Source organism: Streptomyces sp. NPDC052012, from assembly GCF_040689265.1.
Classification (GTDB): Bacteria; Actinomycetota; Actinomycetes; order Streptomycetales; family Streptomycetaceae; genus Streptomyces.
Genome location: NZ_JBFAXA010000031.1, coordinates 33,752 through 57,347, shown reverse-complemented (window position 1 = coordinate 57,347; position 23,596 = coordinate 33,752). Strand labels below are relative to the sequence as shown.

Here is a 23,596-nt window from a genome sequence, read left to right as displayed (position 1 = left end):
GGTTGGTCATTCCCCTTCGTCCAGGACGGCATCTCCGCCCTTGATGTGGCGGGCTGGGTTGAGGCCCTTCTCCATCAGGTCGACCGCCCACAGCATTGACTGGACGCCTTCCAGCTTCGCCAGGCCAGGCGTCGGTCCGAGGCGGAAGCCGCCGGGCTGGGGCTTGCCGCTAGTGGCGTAGGGCAGGAAGTCCAGAGGGCTGCCTCCAGGGCTCGGGTAGACGACACAGTCGGACAGCACGGCAAGCGGGTACAGGCCCGTCATCGCCGCCATGTTGCGCAGCTTGCGGTGCATGTTCACCCGTGCTTTGGAGATGACGGCGGCGCGGATGTCGGGGCGCCAGGTCGGGCGCTCCAGGGCCGGCCACCGCTCCCCCGCCTTGTAGTTCTTGCCCTGCGGGCGTTCGCGCAGCTTGCCAACGCCGCCCTTCACGGTCGCCTTGATGGCCGCCAGGACTGCCGCCAAGGCCGGGTCGATCTGCTTGTGGCGTTCCATCGCGTCAAGGAAGGCCCGGTCGTCCAGCTCCCGGGTGACGCCGAGGTCGGCGAGGGTGTCGACGTAGGCGTTCTTGAGGCGGTCGTGCCACGGGTCGAGGTACGCGCCGGTCTCGCGGCGCAGGTACGCCTCGATCGGATGGACGTCGTAGCCGAGCTCCTGGGCGTAGGCGACGGTGTGCGTCTGGTACCAGGCAGGTCCCGTCGGGCGGGCGCCGTCTGGCGTGAACGGGCTGGGCAGGCGCGGATCCAGCTCAATGGGCGACAGGTCCACGAACCAGGAGCCGGGGATCTTGGGGTTGAACTTCGGGGCATGGAAGTGGTCTGGGGCGGACAGGCCGACGACCAGGCGCGCCGCAGCCGCGAGGAACGCCGTGTTGAGGTCCAGGCCGACGACGAACGGCAGCGTGCATTCCTCGTCGGTGAGCAGGTTGACGTCGCGTACCCACTGATATGCCTCCTCGTTGAGGAATCCGCCCGTCCAACCGGATTGGACGACGACCGGGTGCTCCGGAGTAGCTTCCGGGGGTGCAGGGTCCATGGGCTTCGTGCCAAGGCTGCCCGGGTTGTGTCCGGGCACCCAGTTTCCGGTCTCCGGGTCCCGCACGGCTTTCGTCGGCGGGCGTAGCGCGGTCATCAGCTCCAGGCCTGACACGGCGGTGGAACCGCACGGGGTGATGACCCGCTGGGCGTAGACGCCGAGGACGCGGGCGATGTCGGCCGGCTCCATCTCGGAGACGCCAGGCCAGGATCGCTGATCAAGGGCGTCCCAAGACAACATCGCGAGCTGCACGCACTGCCGCTGGTTGCCCTCTGCCTTGCGGTAGATCCTTGCCCAGGGACCGAACCCGCGCTGCGTGAGCTGCCACTTTGCCTTGGTGATCTGTTTGATGACTGGATGGTCTGCGGGCAGGCGCAGGGAGCGGCGCTGCTCGTGACCCTCCAGGCGTTCTGGCAGGCCGAGTTTCACGGCGGCTGCGGCGGTGAGCACGATCAGTGGGTCGGAGTCCTTGCCGTGCCGGTGCAGCTTCGCTGTCCCGAGACCGGACTCACGGAGTGTCCACTCCACGAGTTCCGGGATGGTGCGAGCGGGGCAGTCCAGTACGGTGCCGCCGATGCCGTATGCGCAACCGTCACCGTCCAGTACAGCGAGTGGACCGTGGGGGAAGCGTGGGTCAGTTGCGGGTTTGACGGCTTTCTGCGGAGTCGGGCGACGCGGTGACCTCGCCGGGTGCTGGAGGGCTGCGGCTGCTGCGTTCTTCGTCGAGGTAGCGTTTCCCGCCCTGAGCGTGGCAGTCGAACTGGTGACGGTCTGTGCAACCGGCTCTGGCTGGGAGGCGGTGGTCGAGATGGGCGCAGCGGCGGGCGTGCTGTGCGCTGGGTACTTTGTCGCCCAGCCCTGCAGGAGGCGCTGATAGGCCGACAGGCGCGGCTCTTTCGGCTCGGAGCGGCCGTTCTCCCAGTTCTTCACCGACTGCGTCGACGTCTTCAGCGCGGTGGCCAGGCGGGCCTGGGTGATGCCGGCGGCCTCACGGAGCCGGGCGCGCTCCGCAGGGGGTGGAAGCTGTGGTTCCTCCTCCAGCAGCGAGTCAACGGACGCGAACAGCTCTTCTTGGGTTGCCATACTCGTCTACCTCCGCCCGGAGACTAGCAGCGCTTATCCTTGAATTTAACCATCTATTTAACTCTTTCGAAGTATTTTTGTGGTGAGGGTGTAAGGCGCTGTCGGGGCGTGCCGGCCGTTGCGCGGCCGTCGGATTGGCCATCACGCGACTGTCTGTGACGAGGTCCGCATGCGTGGTGCCCTGCGGTGGGCACGGGCGTTGACACAGTTCCTGCACGGTGAACGGGTACGGACGCAGCGGCACAGACTGAGAGAGGAGTGCCATGTCAGATGGCACCGGTGGGGGCGCCAGTCCGGCTGATGCTGTGCGTCGGCTGGGGGCTGAGGCAGCGGGGATGTTCATGGAAGTGCAGCGGGCCGATACGAAGGCGACAGCGCTGTGCGGTGTGGCGGGTGGTCTGCTGGCTGTGGATGCGGCGGTGTTGCCGAGCATGCCGAGGTCCAGTTGGGTGCCGCTGACTGCTTTGGCGTGTGCTGCTGTCTTTCTCGGTATGGCGCTCGTCGCGGCGATGTTTGCGCTCCGGCCTGTCCTGCCGCGGGGCGGTGAGCTCAAGGTCTTCGCGTGGTCTGCTCCCTGCTGCAGTCGACCGGAAGAAGGTGTGCCCGGGTTCCCCGTGATGAGTGTCAGGGAGTGTCTACGTGCGGAAGCTGAACGGCTCGCGCTGTTCAAGGTGTTGGCGCAGAGGAAGTTCCGGGCCGTCAAGTGGGCGGTTGATCTCACAACAACCGCCCTAGCGGTGGCCGGATTTGGGTTATTGATCCTGTACATCACTGCTTGAGAACATCGCGGCGTGACGGCTACCGCATTCGGGGGGCGTATGTATCAGCCGCATGTCTCTGTCATCGGTCAGCACCTGTGGTCCCAACTGTGCGACCTGGCTCCTGTCCGTATACGGCCGGCCAGAAGTGTGTTGCTGCGGCAAGGAGATCCCGGCACCCATGTCATCCTGCTGGCCTCTGGGTCCACTCTGGTCACGCTGTCCGGATCTCACGGGGAGCGGACGCTGCTGGCCGTACGCGGCGCCGGTGAACTGCTGGGTGAGCTGGCCGTTTTGGACAATCAGCCGCGTACTGCGTCGGTCATCGCCGCCGAGGACTGCCGGGTACACATCATTCCGGCCCCAGACTTTCTCTCTTTCGTTGATCGTCACGGCCTGCTGGCTCCGCTGCTGCGTCACGCCATCACCCGGGTCCGTGAAGCGGAGACGGTACGCCTGGAGATGGCAACGGCGCCGGTGCCGGTGCGCCTGGCTTCAGCCCTCGGCCGTCTGCTGCGAGCCGCCTCTGTGGACTGCGCCGAGTACATCGTGCGTCTGACGCAAGCGGAGCTGTCACAGATGATCGGCGCGTCCCGCAACGCCGTGGGTGCGGCAATCAGACCGTGGCGCGAACAGGGCTGGCTTGTCACAGAGGCCGCCGGCGGACTCGTCATCCGCGACATCGCATCGATCCAGTCACACGCGAACGCCCACAGGTGACCGAGCACACCTACGCGGTGCCCACTGCTGGGCACCGCCTCGTCCGGGGCGCGGCCAGCATGGGGCACCCACACCGCCGCATGCGACGAAAGGCCGCGCTATGGCAGCTCTTGTCCCGCCTGACGCTGTCGATGTACCGCCGGAGCTTGCCCTCCTGGTCGTCGATATGAAGGAGTACAGCCAGATCCCTGAGGCGAAGATGGCACCCACCCGGGCCGATCTGGACGACATTCTCGCCACTGTGTTCGCGCAGAGCGGGATCGGTGAGGTCACCACTCTCGAGAGTGCCGTCAAGGACCGCGGCGACGGCGCCATCTTCGTACTGCCCGCCCGGCACGCAGCAAGGCTGGTCGACCCCTTCTTGGTGCACCTCAGCCAGGCGCTGGACCGTCACGAACAGAACCGCCTGGCCAGCGCGCCACCGATTCGGTTGCGTGCAAGCGTGCACGTCGGTCCTCTGGAGCCGCCGGACCATCGCGGTGACGCGGCGAACGACGCCTGCCGCCTGGTCGACAGTGACGCAGCCCGCCAGGCCTTGGCCGCCGCCGTGGATCACGGTGTTCCTTTGTCTGCTGCGGTCTCGGACACGGTGTTCCGCCGCACCGTGCGTGCCGGCCGCACTCCCGCTCTCAGGGAGCAGCACTTCCAGCGGAGTACCGCTCGCGTCGACAACAAGCCCTGTTTCGAGGAGACATGCTGGCTCTTCGTTCCCGGTCTGGTCCCGGCAGTGGTCAGCCCCTATCTCACCGATGGTGACGGTGCGAAGCCGCCCGGGCCGCCGGACCACACCGCGCAGCGCGGGGCGACGAATGCCAGGAGCGACGGGCGCCAGGACGGGGTGCGGCAGAGGGGCAAGGCCAGCGGCAAGGCGCGGCTGGTGCAGGTCGGCCGCGATTACATCACCGGGGCGGAGCAGTCATGACAGGCGTTGAGGACATCGCAATGGTGCCGGTCCAGCAGGTCGAGGCATCCGGTCACGCACACGTGACACAGGTCGCCGGCGACTACGAGGAGCACCACCACCGATACGTGCGGGGCTGGGAGTACCTGCGCGGAGTTGGCGTGGACGACGCCGAGATGGACCTGGTGGAGCAAGCCTTCGTCGATTGTCCCGGCTCAACCGGTACCGGCCAGGTGAAGCACGCGGTCAGCATGCTCACTCGTCCTTACGGTCGCAGCCACACGCTGGTGCTGTGCGGCGAGACGGGCACAGGACGCCGCACCGCCGCGCTGCGCGTGCTACGCGACGCGGGGGTGCCTCGGGAGCACATCCTCTGGCTGGTGCTGGACTGGGACCAACCACGTACCGAACAGCTCCCCCACTTCAAGGGACACGGCTTCGTCCTGGACCTAACGACCGACCGCCGGATACTGCCGGAGGACTTTTACACCGGACTGGCCGACTACCAGAAGAAGGCCGAAACCGACGCCGCGTTCCTGATCATCCTGGCCGACCCGAACACCTGGAGGCCCGGGGCACTCGCTACTGTGCCCACGGTGCATATGGTCCGTCCGCCGGCGCCGCAGGTCGCCGAGGCCCACTTGCGGCATTTCGCGGCCAGCAGGCTGGACTGGCTAACGAGTGATCCTTTGGACGCACTGCTCACCCCTGCAACCCCTGTATCCGACGCCGCTCGCCTGGCCCGCCTCGTGGCGCACGCCAAAGAGAACGACAGGGACGCGGTGAAACAGGAGTTCACCGACTGGCGCGAGCACTTGGGGCGCTGGTTCGAGAAGCACTCCGCACCGGAAGACCTGCCCGAGCGGGCGCTCCTGGTGGCCGCCGCTCTGCTGGAGAAAGCACCAGCCAGCGTCGTACTGAAAGCAGCAGACCAGTTCTTCACACAGGTCGGTGGTGAGCTACCGCCCGGCGGTGGGCTGGCCGGCCGTGACCTGGACGAACGACTCAACACCATCCGCGCCTCAAGGGTGGACGGAGAAGGCATTTCCCTGGACGCCGCGCAGCACGGACTGCCCGAAGCGGTCCTGAAGTACGTGTGGCAACAGAGGCCGCAGCTCAGGCCCGTGCTGCTGGACTGGGCCTCGCAGATCAGCGCTCCCAACGGGATCGCCGTGCGCCAGCTGCGGCGCATCGCCGACTGTCTGGTGCAGCTGTCCCTGCTGCCCGGCGGCTCGACAGTGCTGTCCGTGGCGAGCGCCTGGATCGACACCGGCCGCATGGCGCATCGGCAGCTAGCAGTCGAAGTCCTGGAGACCATGGCACTCCACCCAGTCAGGGGTGCCGCTGTCCGCAAGCAGTTGTACGACTGGGCTCATCAGAGGACCACCAGCAAGGAGCTGATCAAGGCAGTCGCCGAAATCTGCGCGGGCCGGCTCGGCCGGGAATATCCACGGATTGCTCTGACCCGGCTGCGTCTGCTGGCCTCGCGGGACGACGAAGCGGCCCGCGAGGCGGTAGCCGACGCGGTGCAGGCTCTGGCCTGTGCTCCTGAACAGCGCCCCTTGGTGCTGTCGGAGATCGTCGCCTGGGCCGAGTCCGCTGACCGCACGACCCGCAAGGCCGGAGCGAACACGTTCCTGGCCCTGACCGACATCACCAGCGAGGCTCTTCTGCCGCTGCCCGCGGCGCAGGAAGACGACGATGCCGCCGCCGACGCATCGGCCGCAGAGCTGTTCGTCCGCGGCTGGCGCGCGGCCCTGCTGGAACCCAGTGCAGCGAAAACCGCGCACAGTCATCTGGCGGCCTGGCTGGACTCCTCCCGATTGTCGGACGACCAGGTGCTGCCACTGGCAACAGCGGTACTACGCGGGTGCATTGGTCAGGCCGGCACTGCTGAGCTGCTGGTGGGCTCGCCTGCAAGCTCCGACCTGGGACGGGTGAGGCGCAGGAGACTGCTCGACCAGCTGATCCTCGAGCAGGTGCGCTCTCACCGCGAACCGGGGCCCGCTGGCCCCCCTGTGACGGCGTGAGCTTCCTGCCTTGGCGCCGCAGAACTGCTCGGCCTGCGGGTGCGGCTGGTACCGACTCGGCGTCTCCTCTTGTCCTGAGGGACGAGCGGATGGCCAGCCGCATCGCCAGTGTGTCCTTCACGGTCCGCCTCAGCGGAGGCTGGCGCTGGACGGATCCCAGCTTGGCGGGTCACCAGGCCCCGGCCGTCCTGGCGCGTGATCACCTGCGTCGCCAGGCCGGGCGCATCCTACGCCAGCACTCTGTGCTGGAACTCGAGGCGGCCCAGGACGCAGCCAACGCGGTCTTGATGCGTTGGAGCCCCCTTGCACACGGGCTGGAGGCCGCCGGTGTGGTGCAGTTGGACGTCCCGGCCCGCGACCGTGATCTGGCTGAGGAACACGCCCGCCGACAACAGGCGGCGGATCTCGAGCATGAGGAAGAGATGCACCGCCTGATCCGTCTGCAGCGTGTGCTGGCCGATCCGGACCTGCGTCGGGTGTGGTGGACCGCCCGGTTCCCGGACCGTTTCACCAACCTCGAGGAGCTCACGGATGCGCTGCAGGGGCTCCCTGTGCAATACGCACCCGAAGGCGACGACGTCCGTGGTGACATCCGGCGCTTCACCGACCGACTTGTCACCACCTTGCACACCCCCCAGCAGCGCGAAGTCTTCCTCCACGCCCTCGTCCAGACCTTAAGCGCTCTGGGCTATCACGACCTAAAGACCGCTGCTGCTCGCTGGCAGGCCTCATACGATCCCGGGAGCCCACCGGAATGAACCTACACAGCACACGATGGCTCTTGGCTCCTCTGCGTCAGCTGCGCACCCACCGGCTGATGGCCCGGCACGGGCCGACACTGCCGTACGACACCGCATGGATCCTGATCGCCCTCTCCTGCGCGCCAGACGAGGCAGCTCTCGTACGGGCGTGGGCCCACGAAAATCCCAGCGGTCCACCAGGTATCCATTACGACTGGTGGCACGAGCAGAGCGAAGCGGAGCAGCGGCGCCGGCTCAGATGGCTGCGGCGTCACGGCCGCTCCCCCATTCAGCTCCTGTGCCTGGACGCGGCCCTCATCCAGAGCGCAGGTGTCCATGTCCTCGACTGGGGCCGCCCGCCGGCCCCTTCCGGAGCGAGCAGAACTTCACGGCCCCCTGGGCTGCGCGGCACGAAGCGGCATTGAACCACCTGATTGCTTTGCCGTGCTCCTGACATGCCGGACCTCCCTGCGAGTAGCGGATGTGCTGAGAATCCGCTTGATCCGGGTGCGGGAACACCGCCGCTGACGATTGAAGGACCACTCGGGCGAGGTCAGGGGTGAGGAGGAGGCGTGGCGTCTTCCCTCCGGCGACGTGTTCGCCCGGATCGTTTGAGGCTGCGGGTGTCCATCACTGCCACGACGGCGATCGCTGTCAGGGTTCCAGTGGCCACTGTGGCAGCGAGGTTGGCCCAGCCCTGGGCGTACTGGGTGAGTTTGGCGACTAGAGCAGCACAGGCACCGCTTGCGCTGACCTGGCCGAGGGCGGACCTGCGCACATTCTGCACAACGCCGCGCATGCGGGAAGCGCAGAACTTCTTGGCGTACTTGCTCCGAGAATTTTTCCTTTTCCGCCGTTCGACTCTATTGATGATGTCGTCGAACCGACGGTCAAGGTCTTCTTCGCTACCGGCCACCCGGTTTTGAAGGACACAGTAGTATCGGTAGATCATGGGGGCGAGGTCGTTATCCGTCTTGCTGACCATTGCATGCTCCTCTCATGGTCGAGAAAAAGGGTTCCAGGAGGTCTAGGTTGACATCCGCCTGGGCCAGCTTGGCGAGACCTTTTGCTTTTTGAACTCTTCGGGTCGCTGCCGCACCTCCGACCGCTTCAGTCAGCCCTTCACAGGTCAGCAGATGGATCAGCTGAGCTTCCACTGCACGGCGCTCTCCAAGGCTGAGGGCGTCGATCGCGCGTAGCACCTCGCGGACAGGCTGCAGGTCGTCGGAGAGGTATTCGTCGAACACTTCCTCCAGTCTGTAGTCGGCATATTTCTGCAGGCTTGGTTCCGCTCGTCTCTCACGGACGATCTCTTCTGCGATCTTCCGGATGTCGCAGTAGGTGAAGACACGATCAGGTTCGGCAAATGCGCGGGTGAACGCTTCGTCTGCGACCTCGAGCGGGTCGATGACGAGGGGGGCGCACTCAAGGAGCAGGAACAGCCTCAGCGGGCCCACCTGTTTCTTGTACTGGTTACGGAGTTCCGCCAGTCGGGCTTCCCGATTCCGCTTGTCGCGACGCGGACGGATGATCAAGGCGGCTGCTCCTCCCGAAGAACGCGCCAGCAGCAGTCGGCGCTGGAGAGGCCGTCCCTGCGGATTCTTCTCGCCGACTGTAGCGGGAGGGGTTCCGGTGGGCGTTTATCGGAGGGTCTCGCATGGCATCATGATCTTTTTCAGTCTCGGGGTGTCCACATGGATACGCGCCAGCGGCTTGTTTTGATCAATCAGATTCGGCAGGCGGTCAGGAAGGAGTGATGTAGGCACCGTTGCGGAATGTTCTCCGTGGCGGCGGTCGCTCAACTGGTCGCCTGTTGTCGGACTCGGGGGTGGAAGTGTCTGCGGAAGCGATGACGGCGTTAGCTGCGGCTGGCGGGATGGCCGTGGTACAGGCTGCGGGGACGGATGCGTGGGTGCGGGTTCGGCAGGCAGTCGCCCGACTGTTGGGGCGGGGAAGCACAGAGCGAGAAGCTGCTGAGCTGACCCGGTTGGACCAGATGGAGGTTGACCTGACGGCGGAGGAGGACGCCGCTGATCAGAGGAGGCGGTGGGAGGCGGTGTGGCAGACCCGGCTGGAGATGTTGCTCGAGGCGCTTGATGCTCGAGGTCGTGCTGCTGCCGCCGCTCAACTGGCCGAGGTAGTCGCCGCTGCGCGGTCTGTCGGTGGCGCGGTGCAGGCTTCGCCGGGTGGTGTGGCTGCGGGCGGAGATGTACGTGTCGCAGCGGAGAACGGCTCGGTGGCCGGCGCAGTGGTGCAGGTGGAAGGCGGTGTGCATCTGGCGGGCCCTTTCCCTTCCGAGGGGCGGGGCCAGGGCTGACTTCAGCCCCGGAGTCCACGGGGCAGGTGGTTGCGCACAATGGTGCGGTAGCCGCGGGGCGCCTTGAAGTGGGTCAGCTGGTGGTGACGGCGCCGTCGCCAGGTAGCCCGCAGGTCATGACGCTGGCGTCTCCGATGGGCTTGCGTCATCCTGAGCGCCCACTTCGAGGCCGGGCGGCACTGCTGAATGACCTTCAGAAACAGTGCAACGGGCGGGGTGATGGCCGACTGCATGTTCTGCACGGGCTGAGTGGCAGCGGGAAGACGGCCTTGGCGCTGGAGCTTGTTCATAGGCTGCAGGCTCAGTTCGGGATGGTTTTCGGTCGTTGTGCGTGGTGGATCGATGCCCAGCAGGCTGCGCTGTTTGAGGGCGGGCTGCGGTCGGTGGCCAGGAGACTGGGTCTTCCCGGTGATGTGGTCGATGCCGGGGAGATGGTTGATGTGCTGTGGCATCGGCTGAGCCAGGCGGAATGGCCGTGGCTGCTGGTGGTTGACGGAGTAGGTGATCCTTCGCTGCTTGACGGGCCTGGTCGGTTGGCGGCTGGTACCGGTTGGGTCAGGCCGCACTCGTGTCCGTGTGGGCTGGTCGTGGTCACCACGTACGACGGGACAGCGGAGATCTGGGGCCAGGGAGCGGTGTTGCATCCGGTGTTGCCGTTGGATGAAGGGGATGCTGTCCGTGTGCTGTTCGATCATGCTGGGCCGAATGCTGGATCAGTAGGCGGCGCTGTTCGCCTGGCGCGCCGATTAGGCGGCTTGCCTTTAGCTTTGCGGATGGCGGGAGCTTACTTAGCTGAGGTGAATGGGATGCCGGATGCTTTTCGTGACGCTGACATGCCTGCGGAGTTCGATGCGTTCGTGCGGGCGCTGGAGGAGCCGGTCGGCCAGGACCTGAATCCGGCGCCGGTGATCGCGGACACCTGGCGTCTCGCACTCGACATGCTTGAGCGGCGGGGTTACCAGTACGCTTCCGCTGTTTTGGAGTTGCTGTCGGGATTCGCTGACGCTCCTGTTCCATACACCCTTGTCCTGCGTGCTCCCCTTTTGAACGGGCAGCCCGGTTTCGAGGGCATCGACGGCAGTACTGTGTGGAGGACCTTGCGTGCTCTGGGAGCACTGAGTTTGATCGATTTCTGCTCTGCGGAGCGTGGTGATCCTTCTGCTGGGCCACCCGTGGGTGCTCCTGAGAGCGTGCGTGTACATCCACTGATCAGGGATCTCAGTTTCACTCTGCGCTACTTCCCCCTCGTCATCACTTTGTTGGGGCAGGCTTGCGAGCAGGCGGGCAAGCCCGAGGAGCCCGATACGTGGGCTGCGTGGTCATTGTTGGCTCCGCATGCGTTGCGGCTGGTGGAGCAGGAAGCCGCCCTGGAAGGAGCGCCGCTCGAGCTGCAGGTTGCCGGCATCGGGGCCGCGGAGATGGCCGCCCGCTATCTACAGGCCCGTGGGCTGTCCCGGCAGGCAGGTGCTGTCTTCGAGAAAGTCACGGAATGGCGCACGCGCCTTTTGGGCCCGATGGACTCGGAGACCCTCACGGCGCAGCACAATCTTGCTGGTGCCCTGCACGACATCGGTGATCTTGCCCAGGCCGAGGCCCTCTACAGGACGGTATGGCAGGGCCACTGTGCCGTCCGGGGTGAGACCTTCCCACATGCGCTCACCGCCCGGCATGAGCTGGGTCGCGTGCTGCACGACATGGGGCGCCTGGCGGAAGCCGAGGAACACCTGTCCGCTGTTTTGGCAAGCCAGCGACGAATTCAGGGAGACGAGCACGGTCACACGCTGTCCGCCCGGCACGAGCTGGCGCGGGTCCTGCATGATCTGGGCCGGTGGGAGGAGGCGCGCCAAGAGTACGGGCAGGTTTTGCGAGCGCGGCGTCGTAGCCTGGGAGACAACCATCCCCGGACGCTGACCGTGCTGCACAACCTCGCCTGCCTGGCGCTGGACGAGGGGCGGCTGGAAAGCGCGCTGCGGCAGTTCCGCAGCGTGTATGCCGCCCGGTCACAGGTTCTCGGGACAGCGCACCCGCAGACACTGTCGACGGCTTACCGGCTTGGATGCGCTCTGCGGGACGTGGGAGACACCTCTCAGGCTCAGGCCCTCCTCCAGCACGTCTACGCGGAGCTGTCGTCGTCGCTGGGAGATAGGCATGCCCACGCACGAAGAGCGGAGCGGGCGCTGCACAGTCTTCCCACGGCTCGTGGGTAGCCGCCCCATGCTCATATGCGGGCGTCTTTGATCCTGCTGACCGCTGCCAGGAGGGTGCTCAGCGTCTCCACGACGTTGGCTGCCCCGGCTTCCCTCAGCTTGCGCGCATGGCTTCGCCGTGTTGCGACACCGATGAACTGGACGCCCGCGGCTCGCGCGGCCAGCGCGTCGGCCAACGACTCTCCGATGAGGACGGTGCGTGAGCGGTCGCCTCCCAGATGGCTGGTGGCCAGAAAGATGGCATGTGGGTGAGGCTTCATCAGCCGTGGGTCGGACGGGCGGCCGAAGACTCCCAGTTGCGGTGCACTGCCGGTTTCGGGATGCAGGTGTGTGAGGAACGTTTGAACGGCGGCGGTCGCGTGATCGGTCACCACCGCTAAGCGCCAGGGTCCTCGGCTCAGTGCACCCAGGAGTTGGGCAGCACCGGGCAATGGTTCCGCACGGCGTGCCGCCGCCGTCTCATAGGTAGTCAGGATGCCGTCGAGTTGGCGGACTTGCTCCGGAGACCCCTGGTCGACCGCCGAGCGAAGTAGGGCGACAGGGTCAGCGGCTCCGTTGAGGTCGGTATCCAGGTGCAGGCCGCTGACCGCTTGTGCCAAGTGGCCGGATACCGAACGCACATTGTCGGCGAACAGGCGGCACAGGATGCCGTCGAAGCTGAACAGGACGGTCTGAGACCGAGCGAAGCACTGCCGCAGCCAGGTCAGTTCCGGCGGATCACACGCAGCAGTCTGCTGCTCAAAGTGCCGCAGACTGTCGTCCACCCAGGGATATAGGGCGTCGTACCAGTGCTTGAAGCTGAGGTAGTGGTGTTGGCCTTCCCTGGAGATGTCATACAGACCGGAGCCGGTCTCGTCGGTCTGCCCCGGGAGAGGCCGTATCAGTCGGGCAAGGGTGGCGTCCTGGATGAGTGCGGGAGAGATCATGGCCAGTGCTCGTTCCCCGGAGCGAGCAAGGTGGAGCTGGCTCAGCGTCTCCCAGCTGCCGGGTGCAAGCTGGGCGCGGAAAAAGACGTCCAGGCGCCGGGGCAGGCTGGCGATCAGCTGATTGATTCTGGCTTCCTCGCTTTCCATGCGGCGGCGCGCTCGCCGCTGTTCTTGGGCGGTGGGGCCGTAGAAGGCGGTGGCTGCTTCGGTGGCCTGGCGGCGACGCATCTCCCGGAGAGCCAGTGTTTCCTGACGCAGAACGCGGACGACTGTCGGCGCGGCGCGCGCATAGCAGGCGGCAATCTCTTTGACCGCTCGGTCTTCAGTCTCCGGCACGTCTGTCCGGCCAGGCTGCAGGTGTGTCTCGATGAGAGCAGTGAGAGTTCCCCGGACGCTGTCCAGGCGCTGGCGGACTGCGGGCGCATTGGCTATGTGCCGTTCCAGCGTACGCATCGACACGCCCAGGACGGCTGCCAGACGTGAGCTCAGGCCATATCGGCCTTCGGCCGTTAAGCCCATCGTCTCCAGTCTGCGGTAGCTGTGCGGGCTCAGTTCTAGTTCGCTGCACAGGTCGCTGGCCCGCAAGCCGTTAGCGCGTCGCAGGTCAGCCAACTGCCAATGCTTCATGCCAGATTGGTTTGCCAGCTCCAGCGGGTGGACTCCCAGAGCGTCAGCAAGCCGGCGGATGCGTGGTGGGTCGGGGACGCGCCGGCCGTTTTCGTAGGCGAGGATCTGCGCCTTGCTGGCACCGACTTTCGCAGCCAGCTCCTCGGCACTCAGGGGGCCCTGTGGAGCCTTCGAACGGGCTTGGCGCAGACGGGCGCCGGAAAACATGACAGCCAAACCTCTCGCCATCAACAGGCCCCTCTCGCTTCGGCGCGGTACATTTTACGTGCGTTGCACCCAGGGATCAGGGGGTCAATCGCTTTGCCTGCAAGCCCGCAAGCAGGGTGAGCGTTCCATCAAGGGACACTGCCCCCTCCCGGGGAGCCACTCCGGAGGACGACAGTGGAGTCCGAACGGGTGACGATTCAAGGCCGCCACGAAGGGGCGGGCCCCGCGGTCGCAGTTGCTTTCGCTAATCCGCGGGACCCTGGCCGGCGACCACCGTCACGCAGAGCCTCTCCGTTGGCCCGGGGAGGCTCTCCGGCTATCAGAGCCGGGTCACACGCGACGCTGGTCTCCGTCCCGAGGATCCGGCGGATCTGGGGCGGAGCGCACAGCCACCTCCTTTCCTCTGCGGCGGCTACGGAGGGTCGAGGTCAGCTGGCCCGTGGGGCCACCTGCTCTCGCCTCCCGGCACCCGACGCCGAGGGAGATGGCTAGGACATTACCCCCCCGTCTCCCGCACGCGTTTACGGCCGCTCCCCCTCGTGATGCCGCCGTCCGCGGGTTGCGCACCGTCCGCTCTCCCTCAGGCCGGAGCCGTGATTCCCGGCACCGGCCAGGAGGCCTGGAATGGCGGGCGATCTCACGCGGGGACGGCTCGAGCGGGGTGAAGCGGCGCAAGGGTAGTGAGAAGGGGCGCACGGAACGATCGCGCACCTCTTTCGAGATGCCGCACCACCAAACAGACGCTCCAGGAACGGGTGCTCGCCCCTCGATGCGCGCCAGGCGCCTCGAGCGGCCCCACGTTCAAGTGAACTGCCCGCGTTCGCGGTCCAGGAGCGGCCCATCAGCGCCCTGACCACGTCACCGGCAAGGTCTCCTGGACTCGCCGCGGTCTCAACAGCCGCCCGATGCGTGCGCGCAGCCTCACGCTTCTCGCGTGAGCGGCTGCCCCCGCACCTCGCGCCCTCGACCAGCCCGACCGAGGCGCCGGGCCCCCAGCTCGACGGACCGCTGACTCGCATCTGCGTGGTCGAACGCCTCCCGCCGCACCAGGGACCCCCTACCGTCACGAAAGCAAACGAATCGTTGGCGAGCGTTCCTCGGTCGAGACTGCAGCTCGGCCACGTCGCTCAGCGTGATGGGGTCGTAGCCGGCAACGCTTCGGTGCGGGGATGATGTTGGCTTGGTCGACGGATGTTCGTGATCTGTGCGACGCGGGTACCGCCTGGGCCGACGATGATGGCGGTTCAGTTCTCGGAAGGGATACGCGTGGCGATCTCCTTCGCCAGTCGGTTGCCTCACACGGCAGTGGTTCCTGTCCCTCCCGCGTGATCGTCAAGCAGCGGCCAGATTCAAGTAGATCGTGCGCCTCATCCGGCGCTAGCAGCGCCAGTCGCTTCGCTCTACCGTGTGATCCACCGGGGCGAACTCGGTCTCATCGCAGGTCGAGGTCTTCACCGTCGTCCATCTCCTTGGCAACGGACCGGCTCCTCCCGCGGTCACGGGCGCAGCAGCCTGTAGCGGGCGGACGAACCCAGTGCGGTACGACCATTGCCCTCACACGAGTGATACCTCCGGCCGTGACCCGTTTCGGGTCCCCCGGGCCGCTATTAACAGCTCATGGTCACCAATGTGCTGCGCGGCCTCACTGCTGCCGTGCTCGCGGTCCTGTCCCTCGCCGTCGTTCCCTTCTCTGCGCACGCCGCGGAAACCATGCCACTGGCCGAAGCCGTCGCCCGCTTGCCTCTGGGCGCCGAATCCCGTGACGGCTATAGCCGCGGCAGCTTCCGTCACTGGAATGCTGGCGCCGATCCGGCGGACGGCTGCAACACACGCGCCGAGGTTCTCATTGCCGAGGCCGTCGAGGCTCCCACCGTGGGGGCTGGCTGCCGTTTGACGGGCGGGCGCTGGTTCTCGTATTACGACGCAATCTGGGTGACATCAGCTTCGGGCTTGGACATTGATCACATGGTTCCGCTCGCCGAGGCTTGGGATTCAGGCGCGTCAACATGGAGTGCTGAGCGCCGTGAGGCCTACGCCAACGACCAGGGTGCATCTCCATCGCTGGTCGCGGTCACTGCCCGATCCAACCGAAGCAAGGCTGACCAAGATCCCGCCCAGTGGCTGCCGCCAGCCGCCGACGCTCACTGCCGCTACGCCGCCGAATGGGTCGCCACCAAACTCCGCTGGACCCTCACCATCGACGGCGCCGAGCAGAGCGCCCTCAATGATCTGGCAGCCGCATGCCCCGACCAGGCTGTGACCTACGAGCCAGCCCTCTAGGACTTGTCCGGCCGATCATGGGTCCGGTTGCTGGGGGCACGGCGGGGCTTCAGTCTGTCGAGGTCAAACGGCCTGCGATGTCGTGTGCCAGGGTGACGGTATGGACTGGCAGTCGGAAAGCCCGGAACTCTGGGCATTTTTGGAGACCTTGCACCGTGGCGACATCTTGTCTGGCACGGTTGCGGCGATCGAGCGGTTCGGGGTCTTCGTGGCCCTGGACGACGGACCTGCCCATCCCCTCTTCCCCGGTGTCGGGTTCATCGTGATCCCCGAACTGTCCTGGCGGCACATCGATGCCCCCACCGATGTCGTTCACGTAGGCCAGAGGGTCTCGTGCGAGTTCCTCCAGTTCGACACCTACAACCTGGAGGCCAGACTCTCCTTGAAGGCGCTGGAGCCCGACCCCCTGGGGGCTTTCGCCGACCGCACGGTGGGTCAGGAAATCCGCGGGACAGTGGAGAAGACAGTTCCCATCGGCGTCTTCGTCGAGCTCGGAGACGGGTTCGTCGGGCTCATCCCCTCCAGAGAGATCGACGGTCGGCCCGCGGTGAGTCCGGTGGAAGACTTCGAGGCCGGAGAGGAGATCACCGTCATCGTCACGGAAATCGACCTCCCGACCCGCCGAATCTTTCTTTCCAGGCCGAAGAACGCGCAGCACGAAGGTGTCGTGCCGGCCACGTGACGGCCAGCGTGTTCCAGCCGTTGAATGGAGCATGGGGCGGGGTGATCTGAGTGATGCCGAGGGGGAACGGCTGCGGCCATTCCTGCCGGTCAGCAACGGGCGTTGTGGCAGGTGGCGGGATCACCGGCAGGTGATCGACGGGATCCTGCACCGGGTGCGGACCGGGGTTCAGTGGCGTGACCTGCCTGAACGGTTCGGTCCGTGGAAGACCGTCTATGAACGCCACCGCCTGTGGTCGGCGGACGGTACCTGGGAACGTCTCCTCCAGCAGGTCCAGGCCGCGGCCGACGCCGCAGGCGAGATCGACTGGGACATCTCGGTCGACTCCACCATCGTGCGGGCGCATCAGCATGCGGCGGGCGCTCGCACCGACCCACCGTCGGCGCCCGGCTCAAAGGGGGTCGAAGAGCCAGAACATCAGGACGAAGCACCGTGGCAGAATCTGCACGCCCGCCTGGTGGAGGTGGTGCTGGAGGCGAGGGCCTGGGCCGCTCGCGCGGCGGGTTCACCACCAAGCTCCACCTGAGCGCGGACGGCCGCTGCCGTCCGCTGTCCCTGATCGTCACGCCAGGTCAGCGAGCTGACTGCACCCAGTTCATCGCGGTGCTGGAGAAGATCCGAGTCCCCAGACCGGGCCTGGGGCGACCACGCAAGAAGCCCGACAGCCTTGCGGCCGACAGGGCCTACAGCAACGGCCCCGTCCGCGAGTACCTGCGACGGCGGGGTATCCGCCACACGATTCCGGAGAAGAGTGACAGCCAGGCCGCCCGCCTGCGCAAAGGCGCACGCGGTGGACGGCCGCCTGGCTTCGACGAGGACCGCTACAAGAAGCGCAACACCGTCGAGCGGGCGATCAACCGCATGAAGCAGTCCCGGGCGGTCGCCACTCGTTACGACAAGCGCGGTTACGTCTTCCTCGGCACCGCCACCGCGGCGGCCGTCGCGATCTGGCTCCGCACATGATCGGCCGGACAAGTCCTAGTGCTCCAGCCGTAACTCGTGATTCCTGCTCGCAGGCCCTGCATGCGAGCTTCGCGTCGGGTGACTGTCGCAGACTGAGAGGCACCCCGATGAGAGGAGTGCACGTGTCAGCTGACCGGCAGCCTATGGACCTCGAGGCATATACGGCCCGTGCACGAAACGGACCGTGCTTCGTATGCGCCTTCCTGGCCGGACATCCGAACTACCTGCACGAGACGGTCTTTGAAGACGAGGACCACGTCGCGTTCCTCGATCGATGGCCCACCGTGTGGGGGAAGGTGCTCGTCGCGCCGAAGACGCACATCGAGCACGTGGTCCGCGACCTGGACGAAGTTGCCTACCTCCGGCTCATGCAGGTCGTCCGCGAGGTAGCCCTGGCCGTCGAAAGCGTCTGCGGATCCGAGCGGACGTACCTGTACTCCCTCGGCAGTCAGCAGGGCAATGCGCATCTTCACTGGCACATCGCCGCCCTGCCCGCCGGCGTCCCCTACGAGCAGCAGCAGTTCCACGCCCTGATGACCGAGAACGGAGTCCTGTCCGTGCCGCCGAAGGAGGCAGCCGAACTGGCCTCACGCATCCGCGCTGCCGTGACCGCCCGGGGCGTCCTTCACACGAGGCCATCCCGCGGCCTGTGATCAGGAGATGGCGCCCCTGCCTCGTGTTCGAGACACCGGCCGCCATCCTCAGTGCTCGCACAACTCCCGTACCAACTGGCTGTTCAGCGGGCTGGGGCCGTCCAGTCGGCCCGCGATGCCCTCTGCGAAGTAGGCGCGAACAGACATGATGGTGGTGGGAAGGAGCCTGCGGCAGCACTCGTTCCCGTCCCAGACCCAGATGCGGCCGCCGGGCGTGCGGAAGTCGACAAGAGTCCACATCGTGCAGCCTCGATCCATGATCGGAACGATGCCTGGCGGCACGGTCTCGTCGTCCGGGTCTTCGGTGGGAGTGGTGAAACTGCGGTAGAGCTCGAGGATGTCCTCGCTGTCGCAGAAGTACTGGTCAGGAAGCGGACTCAGTGAGGCGCACTCCCAGCCGTCGATGCCGAACCCGCCGTTGGAGACCTCGGCGTAGAGCCTGCGCAGGAAACGGGGCATCGGATGACCGACCTCCGCCTCGACGGCGGCAATCACGGTGGTTGTGGCGACCGGTGCCAGATTGTTGGCGGGCGTCTGCTTCCTTATCACCGTGATCAGTTCGTCCTCGGTCATGTCCTCCCCCACTGCCAGCTCCGGGATGTCCGGCGCAAACGGCTTCTCGTTTCAAGTCAGCCAGGTACAGGACCGAGATGGAGCGCCGTCAGCCGCGGCAGACGCCGACGCATCTGCTGATCATCGTTGAAGTCGAACGGCTCGCCCATGCCCTCATGGTCCTCCTCGTCGGTCGAGGTACAAGCGCCGGCGTAGCCCTCCCATGCCTCCCAGAAGGCATCCGGGTCACCGGTCAGTCGCTCATATGCCCTGGGCGCTACGAAGTTGAAGGCTTCGTCGAAGATGACGTCCTGGTCCCCAGCAGTTGCCGCGGTACGTATAGCAGGATGCTCGGCAAGGGAGTCTGGGCAGGCAGCTGCCCGTTCATACCACTCACGTCCGAGCGCCACCAGACCCGCCGTGAAATCGTCGAACCGGTCGTCGGAGCAGCCACCACCGATGAGGAAGGCGGCTGCCCATACGTCCCAGCGGTAGACCGCGTCACGCAGACGGGAAAAGCAATGCTCGAACGCGAGGATCGCTTCGGCGGGCAGGGCCGATAGATGATCGGCGACGGCGACGTCGAGCGGCTTGTCACTGTCCTGCGCGGCATCGACCACGCGCCAGAACGATTCGGTGTCCATGGCGGGCAGTGTGCCAGGCCACTACGACAGCCCGGCCGTGCCAACTTCTTCTGGAGTCCTTCGACGGTGACATGCGTCATCGTTGTCGGCGACTTCTGATGTGTGTCTCAAAGTGCTGCGGCACTGCCACCTCCGGAGCGGACTGTTCCCGGTTCCCGCCTGCGGCTCTCAGGTGCGGACACCGGCGTTCCCCCGGAACGGGCATTGTGAAATCATCACGCGATGGCGGAACTGAACAGCGACAACGGCCCCGCCTTCCGACGCGAGACCGAGCAGGTCGTCAACGAGATCGCCCAGGGGCTGCGCACGTTGGACGCTGGTGCGGGCTGGTTCTCCCGCCTCGCCCCGACGCGCCAGCAGCAGGTCCTGCAGGAAGTCGCCGGCTACGCGCTCCAGGCGCACATCACAGCCGCGGACGGCCGTGCGGGGGTCGCGCGGTCCGGGGTGAAGCCCACGGCCACTCCCGCGGTCATGATCTGCATGGACCCGCCCCGCTACGGGTTCGCGGGCCTCCCCACGGCCGAACACCTCAAGGCATTCCGTGTCCTCGTTTCCGTGTTCGCCATTGCTGACACCCGCCGCCGAGAGACCTACTGCCAAGGCGCCTGCGGACATGCATGGCACAACCTGCCAGCTGCAACCGAGCAGCCATAGCATCAGCCACTGCGGCTCACGGTGGGACTGGCGATCCGACGGCCCTCCCCCGTAGCGCCCAGTCAACTGACCTGGGCTCATTCAGCTCGAGCTTTGGTATGAGCAAGCGGTAGGGCGCGGTCCGGCCTGGATGATGGCGGCGTTCATGGTCAGCCGGTCGGCGATGGCCGCGCAGAGCCGGGGGGCCAGCAGCACTTCACCAGGACACACCAGGGTGGACGGCGGCTGGTGGCATTACGACGGCCCCCTGGACTTGGCGGCACTGCGGCAGGCGAACGTGAAGGAGCCCGTCCATTCAGCACCGCTACAGCGCCCGGAGGAGCTGTGGCAGCGCTCGGAGCACACCGGCCAAGGCCTGATTTCGGTCGATGCGAAAGCGGAGAAGACCCAAAGTAGCAAGCCATAGAAGCGAGGATTCCGCCCAAGCACTCAATGATCGTCGCAGGTTATCCCACAACATCCGTTGCCGGATCAGAACGGACGGCGTTATTCCGAGGCCCGCAGCGGTGCCGCCACTTCCCGCCACCCTCCACACTTCACACGTCTGTTCGCATTTCTGTGCCTACTGTGACGCCTGTGTGACTGACCAACGCACGCCAATCACCAAGGGGAAAGATGCGCACGAGACGTTCGATCCGTACTGCATCAACGCTCGCTGGGGCAGTGGGTCTCCTCGCCACGGCCATCATGGGTGGTACGACGGCCCAGGCACAACCAGGCCCAGTCCTTCCGGCGGTCGCAGCTGCCGACAACCGTTCCGAGGTGCGTGCCCTGTCGGCTGACGAGCGGCAGGAGCTGCAGGCGGAGATCGACGCGACGCTTGCCGAGACCGGCAACGGCGGCGTACAGATCAGCGCCAACGAGATCGCCTGGAACGGCGGCGAGCCCATTCTGGTCTTCCCCCTTCCCGGGGAGACCAAGGCTCCGCCCTCCAGCGCCGCAGCGCGGGATGCCGAGGGGCTCGGCTCGACGAGCGATGTGGAACCGCAGGTCGACTGGGAGGGCTGCCCGGCAGGTGCCGACGACAACCGCTGGTACTGCTTCTACCAGTACGGGGGCTTCGAGGGGCGCCGGCTTCAGTGGAACTGGGCGCACTGCCAAACGGGAGTGAGGTTCTCCGACTACGGTTTCGACAACAAGACCACGGGGTGGGTGAACACGACCAGGAACCGGGACAACGTGGGGATGAGGGTGACCGTCTTCGACGGGTGGTTCGTCGACACGCTGTGGCGGGAACAGCCGTGGACCAAGGTGAGCCGGGTGGACTCGTTCCACGACAACAAGGCCAGTAGCTTCAGGGCCTGCCGGATCTGACCGGCCGGCGGGGCGCTCCGGGTTTGGGCCGGGGCGCCCCGCTGTGCTTTTGCCCTATCAGGGTCGAGGGGGCGGTGTCTCGATCGCCTCGACGCGTGCGGCCAGGTCGCGGTACATCGCTTCCAGTCTGGTCACACGTTCGGCGAGGTCCTCTTGTGGTGCGCCTCTCGGATGGTCGGGGCCGGGATCGAGGACGTAGGTGTTCCGGTAGGTGTCGTGCAGCTGCAGGTGCTCTGTCCTGCGCAGTTCGCGGATCGCGCGGTGAACGTCCTCTTCCGGCAGTCCGTACTGGTGCCGCACCTCGGCAGTGGTGGGCAGGACGTCGCCGAAGACGTAGCGGCCTGCGGCCAGGCCGTCGCGGATGTGCCGGATGAGCTCGTCGCGTGCCCCGGCGACGTCCCTCGTCGTCGGTCCGGGCAGCCGGATCGCTTTCAGGTCGGAGGGCCTGTCGTATTTCCTCTCCGGCATCGCTCACAGCCTTCCGCGGGTCGTGGAGACACTGCCCCGCTCGAGTGTCTCGCTCACGGCGAGGGTGGCGGGGACGGAGACGTTGAGGTGCCGCGCGTTTCCGAACAGGGCCGACTCCGTGCCCACCGGGTAGCCCGTCTCCGGATCGAACAGCACGGTCTCCCGCTGTGTGCTGCCGTCCAGCGTCTCGCTCTGGGACACCGCGACCGCGCGCCGTCCGTTCCATGTCGTGGTGGTCGCCACGGTCACGCTGGTGTTGTCGGCGAGCACCTGCAGGGCGGCGGCACGCAGACGCGGGTCGACCGGGCCGGTCCTGTTCGCGTAGGTGAGCATGTCCCGCACCCCGTGGATGATCATCCCGCCCTCCCAGTTGACCTTGGTCAACTGCCGTACGAGCACTCGGGGATCGGTCGAGAAGGGCGCCACCGCGCCCCAGTCACCGCCCTCTGGGGCAGGGAATTTTCCAGGCCCGAAGGTGCGGTCCTCGACCCCTGTGCCGGCGGCCAGCCCGGCCGCCTCGGCGTCCTTGCGCTGCTGCGGGTTGGGGTAGAGCGGTTCGCCGTAGGCGCTGCGCTGCCGTCCGGAACCGTCCTCGGCCACCCATGACTCGGTCACCGTCGGAACGGCAGCGTTCGCCACGCCCCCTGGAACGTCCCCGGCTGTGTCGAGCCACCATCCCCACGTCTTCGAGTACTGGTAGTCGCCCTGCGCTGCCTCGGGTTCAAGCGTCTCGACGCGTCGCGCGAACGCCAGGAGGAACGCGCGGGCCGACTGCCCTTCAACCGGATGCAAGGACAACACCGGCGGCGTGTAGGCGACCGGTGCCGGTGCCCCGGCGTCCGGGACGAGGTTCCTGCCTCCCACGGCCACCACCGAGCCGACGGCCACGAGGCCCGCCCCCGCCAGAAGCCGCCGCCGTCCCAGACGAACCCCCTGCGGGCGCCGGGTCTGGCGCAACGTCTGCAGGGTGTGCTCCGCATGCGACGTCAGGAGAGTACCGGTGTCTTCCATCGGGCGGGCCGCCGGATCGTTGGCTGGGGTGAGCAGTGCCCGCACCCGCTCCACGTCTCGGTTCACGTCGCTGTCCTCTCCGCTACAGAGCCATGGCCGGCAGCTGCCGGCATCTCGCTGGCGAGCTCGCGGTCCAACCTCCGCCGAGCCCTGTGCAGACGCACGGTGAAGGCGGCCCTGCTGCACCCGAGCGCCTGGGCGGCCTCACGCGGGTCCAGGCCGTCCCAGGACACCAGCATCAGCACCTCACGGTCCCTCTCAGGCAACCGCTCGAGTACTCGGGCAGCGCCCATGCGCTCCAGAACCTCGGTGTCCACGCCGGGTTCGCCGCCACGGGCGTCCTCCTCATCGCGCAATCGATCTGCCAGCCGGTCAGCCCGGCCCTTCGACCGCCGCGCGTTTGCGGCGACCCGCCGGGCAATGCCGTACAGCCACGGCAAAGCGGCGCCCTGCCGCGTCGACCAGCGCTCCCAGGCGATCGTGAAGACCTCCGAAGCCGCATCGTCGACCAAGTCCGGTGGCAGCCTGCGCCTCAAGTACCTGCTTACAGCGTGATACGAGTCGCGGTACACCGCCTCGAACCGAGACCACTCATCTGCGATCTCCCCCACACGGCCTCCCCTTCCGATGATGCTCGCAGACTGTCTGTGTCCAGCACCCCGCCGCGATTACAGCCGACCACAAGATCTCTCTCCCCCCCCGGCCCACGACAGCCGGACGGCTCCCGGCTGTCGTGGGGCACGCGACGCTCAAGTCCGCGAGGGTGAGACACGCCCGCCCACCTTCTGCTTGGGCACCGTCTGGTAGTCGTAGTCCTGGCCGTA

At 66.6% G+C, this 23,596-nt stretch carries 21 protein-coding genes and 1 pseudogene; 13 read left to right on the top strand and 9 right to left on the bottom strand.

The annotated features are described in order from the left end of the window. Positions 1-6 precede the first annotated feature (6 nt). Entirely contained in the window at positions 7-2,118 is a 2,112-nt protein-coding gene (locus AB0412_RS32270; protein ID WP_366406148.1) for a helix-turn-helix domain-containing protein, read from the bottom strand. 263 nt (positions 2,119-2,381) lie between these two features. Here AB0412_RS32270 and AB0412_RS32265 point away from each other — a divergent pair, with 263 nt between their 5' ends. The 5 genes from AB0412_RS32265 (at position 2,382) to AB0412_RS32245 (ending at position 7,285) form a co-directional block, all read left to right on the top strand. Then, positions 2,382-2,897, top strand: a complete 516-nt coding sequence (locus tag AB0412_RS32265) for a hypothetical protein (RefSeq protein WP_366406147.1) — start codon at positions 2,382-2,384, stop codon at positions 2,895-2,897. A 12-nt stretch (positions 2,898-2,909) separates the two neighbouring features. Continuing rightward, on the top strand, positions 2,910-3,596 hold the full coding sequence (locus AB0412_RS32260; protein WP_366406146.1) for a Crp/Fnr family transcriptional regulator: 687 nt from the start codon (positions 2,910-2,912) through the stop codon (positions 3,594-3,596). Positions 3,597-3,696: 100 nt separating this feature from the next. Further along, positions 3,697-4,518, top strand: a complete 822-nt coding sequence (locus AB0412_RS32255; RefSeq protein WP_366406145.1) for a hypothetical protein — start codon at positions 3,697-3,699, stop codon at positions 4,516-4,518. Then, positions 4,515-6,527 carry a hypothetical protein gene (locus tag AB0412_RS32250; protein WP_366406144.1) on the top strand — a complete coding sequence of 671 codons (2,013 nt, stop codon included), beginning with the start codon at positions 4,515-4,517 and terminating at the stop codon, positions 6,525-6,527. The genes AB0412_RS32255 and AB0412_RS32250 overlap by 4 nt, the downstream gene beginning before the upstream one ends. A gap of 89 nt (positions 6,528-6,616) precedes the next feature. Continuing rightward, complete coding sequence (locus tag AB0412_RS32245; RefSeq protein WP_366406143.1) at positions 6,617-7,285, top strand: hypothetical protein; 669 nt, start codon at positions 6,617-6,619, stop codon at positions 7,283-7,285. A gap of 535 nt (positions 7,286-7,820) precedes the next feature. Here the strand turns inward: AB0412_RS32245 and AB0412_RS32240 are convergent. Next, on the bottom strand, positions 7,821-8,252 hold the full coding sequence (locus tag AB0412_RS32240) for a hypothetical protein (protein ID WP_366406142.1): 432 nt from the start codon (positions 8,250-8,252) through the stop codon (positions 7,821-7,823). Then, positions 8,233-8,802, bottom strand: coding sequence for a hypothetical protein (locus AB0412_RS32235; RefSeq protein WP_366406141.1), 570 nt, complete (start codon positions 8,800-8,802; stop codon positions 8,233-8,235). Before AB0412_RS32235 ends, AB0412_RS32240 begins: the two co-directional genes overlap by 20 nt. A 452-nt stretch (positions 8,803-9,254) precedes the next feature. Between AB0412_RS32235 and AB0412_RS32230 the strand changes: the two genes are divergently transcribed. Together AB0412_RS32230 and AB0412_RS32225 are read left to right on the top strand one after the other, a co-directional pair. Continuing rightward, positions 9,255-9,584: a hypothetical protein gene (locus AB0412_RS32230; protein WP_366406140.1), complete on the top strand. Its 330-nt coding sequence runs from the start codon at positions 9,255-9,257 to the stop codon at positions 9,582-9,584. Between the two features lie 116 nt (positions 9,585-9,700). Further along, positions 9,701-11,791: a tetratricopeptide repeat protein gene (locus AB0412_RS32225; RefSeq protein WP_366406139.1), complete on the top strand. Its 2,091-nt coding sequence runs from the start codon at positions 9,701-9,703 to the stop codon at positions 11,789-11,791. 11 nt (positions 11,792-11,802) lie between these two features. Here the strand turns inward: AB0412_RS32225 and AB0412_RS32220 are convergent, their stop codons facing one another. Beyond that, positions 11,803-13,551: a helix-turn-helix domain-containing protein gene (locus AB0412_RS32220; RefSeq protein ID WP_366406138.1), complete on the bottom strand. Its 1,749-nt coding sequence runs from the start codon at positions 13,549-13,551 to the stop codon at positions 11,803-11,805. Positions 13,552-15,168: 1,617 nt separating this feature from the next. Between AB0412_RS32220 and AB0412_RS32215 the strand changes: the two genes are divergently transcribed. The 4 genes and pseudogenes from AB0412_RS32215 (at position 15,169) to AB0412_RS32200 (ending at position 18,129) form a co-directional block, all read left to right on the top strand. Beyond that, the gene (locus AB0412_RS32215) at positions 15,169-15,831 is read left to right on the top strand and encodes an HNH endonuclease family protein (RefSeq protein ID WP_366406137.1); all 663 of its coding nucleotides are present in this window, start codon (positions 15,169-15,171) and stop codon (positions 15,829-15,831) included. A gap of 100 nt (positions 15,832-15,931) precedes the next feature. Beyond that, positions 15,932-16,513, top strand: a complete 582-nt coding sequence (locus AB0412_RS32210) for a S1 RNA-binding domain-containing protein (protein ID WP_366406136.1) — start codon at positions 15,932-15,934, stop codon at positions 16,511-16,513. Positions 16,514-16,544: 31 nt separating this feature from the next. After that, positions 16,545-17,476: pseudogene (locus AB0412_RS32205) on the top strand (IS5 family transposase). A gap of 122 nt (positions 17,477-17,598) precedes the next feature. Continuing rightward, on the top strand, positions 17,599-18,129 hold the full coding sequence (locus AB0412_RS32200; RefSeq protein ID WP_366406135.1) for an HIT family protein: 531 nt from the start codon (positions 17,599-17,601) through the stop codon (positions 18,127-18,129). A gap of 48 nt (positions 18,130-18,177) precedes the next feature. On the opposite strand, the gene AB0412_RS32195 is transcribed toward AB0412_RS32200, so the two are convergent. Both AB0412_RS32195 and AB0412_RS32190 read right to left on the bottom strand, forming a co-directional pair. Next, positions 18,178-18,702 (bottom strand): SMI1/KNR4 family protein, encoded by a 525-nt coding sequence (locus tag AB0412_RS32195; protein WP_366406134.1) that lies wholly within the window; start codon positions 18,700-18,702, stop codon positions 18,178-18,180. A gap of 56 nt (positions 18,703-18,758) precedes the next feature. Then, positions 18,759-19,325: a DUF4240 domain-containing protein gene (locus AB0412_RS32190; RefSeq protein ID WP_366406133.1), complete on the bottom strand. Its 567-nt coding sequence runs from the start codon at positions 19,323-19,325 to the stop codon at positions 18,759-18,761. Between the two features lie 222 nt (positions 19,326-19,547). Between AB0412_RS32190 and AB0412_RS32185 the strand changes: the two genes are divergently transcribed. Both AB0412_RS32185 and AB0412_RS32180 read left to right on the top strand, forming a co-directional pair. After that, positions 19,548-19,979 carry a DUF5958 family protein gene (locus tag AB0412_RS32185; RefSeq protein ID WP_366406132.1) on the top strand — a complete coding sequence of 144 codons (432 nt, stop codon included), beginning with the start codon at positions 19,548-19,550 and terminating at the stop codon, positions 19,977-19,979. Between the two features lie 762 nt (positions 19,980-20,741). Then, positions 20,742-21,293 carry a hypothetical protein gene (locus tag AB0412_RS32180; protein WP_366406131.1) on the top strand — a complete coding sequence of 184 codons (552 nt, stop codon included), beginning with the start codon at positions 20,742-20,744 and terminating at the stop codon, positions 21,291-21,293. 57 nt (positions 21,294-21,350) lie between these two features. Here AB0412_RS32180 and AB0412_RS32175 read toward each other — a convergent pair whose 3' ends face one another. From AB0412_RS32175 to AB0412_RS32165, 3 genes are read right to left on the bottom strand one after another with little or no spacing between them, the layout of a single operon-like run. Further along, a complete protein-coding gene (locus AB0412_RS32175; protein ID WP_366406130.1) occupies positions 21,351-21,761 on the bottom strand; it encodes a hypothetical protein in 411 nt (136 codons plus the stop codon). Positions 21,762-21,764: 3 nt separating this feature from the next. Then, positions 21,765-22,838 carry a hypothetical protein gene (locus tag AB0412_RS32170; protein ID WP_366406129.1) on the bottom strand — a complete coding sequence of 358 codons (1,074 nt, stop codon included), beginning with the start codon at positions 22,836-22,838 and terminating at the stop codon, positions 21,765-21,767. Next, entirely contained in the window at positions 22,835-23,383 is a 549-nt protein-coding gene (locus AB0412_RS32165; protein WP_366406128.1) for a sigma-70 family RNA polymerase sigma factor, read from the bottom strand. The genes AB0412_RS32170 and AB0412_RS32165 overlap by 4 nt, the downstream gene beginning before the upstream one ends. Between the last annotated feature and the right edge of the window lie 213 nt (positions 23,384-23,596).

What these genes read in the sequence shown, in the direction of transcription:
- AB0412_RS32270 (WP_366406148.1), bottom strand. Translation starts at nt 2,118, where the DNA reads ATGGCAACCCAAGAAGAGCTGTTCGCGTCCGTTGACTCGCTGCTGGAG.
- AB0412_RS32265 (WP_366406147.1), top strand. Translation starts at nt 2,382, where the DNA reads ATGTCAGATGGCACCGGTGGGGGCGCCAGTCCGGCTGATGCTGTGCGT.
- AB0412_RS32255 (WP_366406145.1), top strand. Translation starts at nt 3,697, where the DNA reads ATGGCAGCTCTTGTCCCGCCTGACGCTGTCGATGTACCGCCGGAGCTT.
- AB0412_RS32250 (WP_366406144.1), top strand. Translation starts at nt 4,515, where the DNA reads ATGACAGGCGTTGAGGACATCGCAATGGTGCCGGTCCAGCAGGTCGAG.
- AB0412_RS32245 (WP_366406143.1), top strand. Translation starts at nt 6,617, where the DNA reads ATGGCCAGCCGCATCGCCAGTGTGTCCTTCACGGTCCGCCTCAGCGGA.
- AB0412_RS32240 (WP_366406142.1), bottom strand. Translation starts at nt 8,252, where the DNA reads ATGGTCAGCAAGACGGATAACGACCTCGCCCCCATGATCTACCGATAC.
- AB0412_RS32225 (WP_366406139.1), top strand. Translation starts at nt 9,701, where the DNA reads ATGACGCTGGCGTCTCCGATGGGCTTGCGTCATCCTGAGCGCCCACTT.
- AB0412_RS32220 (WP_366406138.1), bottom strand. Translation starts at nt 13,551, where the DNA reads ATGTTTTCCGGCGCCCGTCTGCGCCAAGCCCGTTCGAAGGCTCCACAG.
- AB0412_RS32215 (WP_366406137.1), top strand. Translation starts at nt 15,169, where the DNA reads ATGGTCACCAATGTGCTGCGCGGCCTCACTGCTGCCGTGCTCGCGGTC.
- AB0412_RS32210 (WP_366406136.1), top strand. Translation starts at nt 15,932, where the DNA reads ATGGACTGGCAGTCGGAAAGCCCGGAACTCTGGGCATTTTTGGAGACC.
- AB0412_RS32195 (WP_366406134.1), bottom strand. Translation starts at nt 18,702, where the DNA reads ATGACCGAGGACGAACTGATCACGGTGATAAGGAAGCAGACGCCCGCC.
- AB0412_RS32190 (WP_366406133.1), bottom strand. Translation starts at nt 19,325, where the DNA reads ATGGACACCGAATCGTTCTGGCGCGTGGTCGATGCCGCGCAGGACAGT.
- AB0412_RS32185 (WP_366406132.1), top strand. Translation starts at nt 19,548, where the DNA reads ATGGCGGAACTGAACAGCGACAACGGCCCCGCCTTCCGACGCGAGACC.
- AB0412_RS32175 (WP_366406130.1), bottom strand. Translation starts at nt 21,761, where the DNA reads ATGCCGGAGAGGAAATACGACAGGCCCTCCGACCTGAAAGCGATCCGG.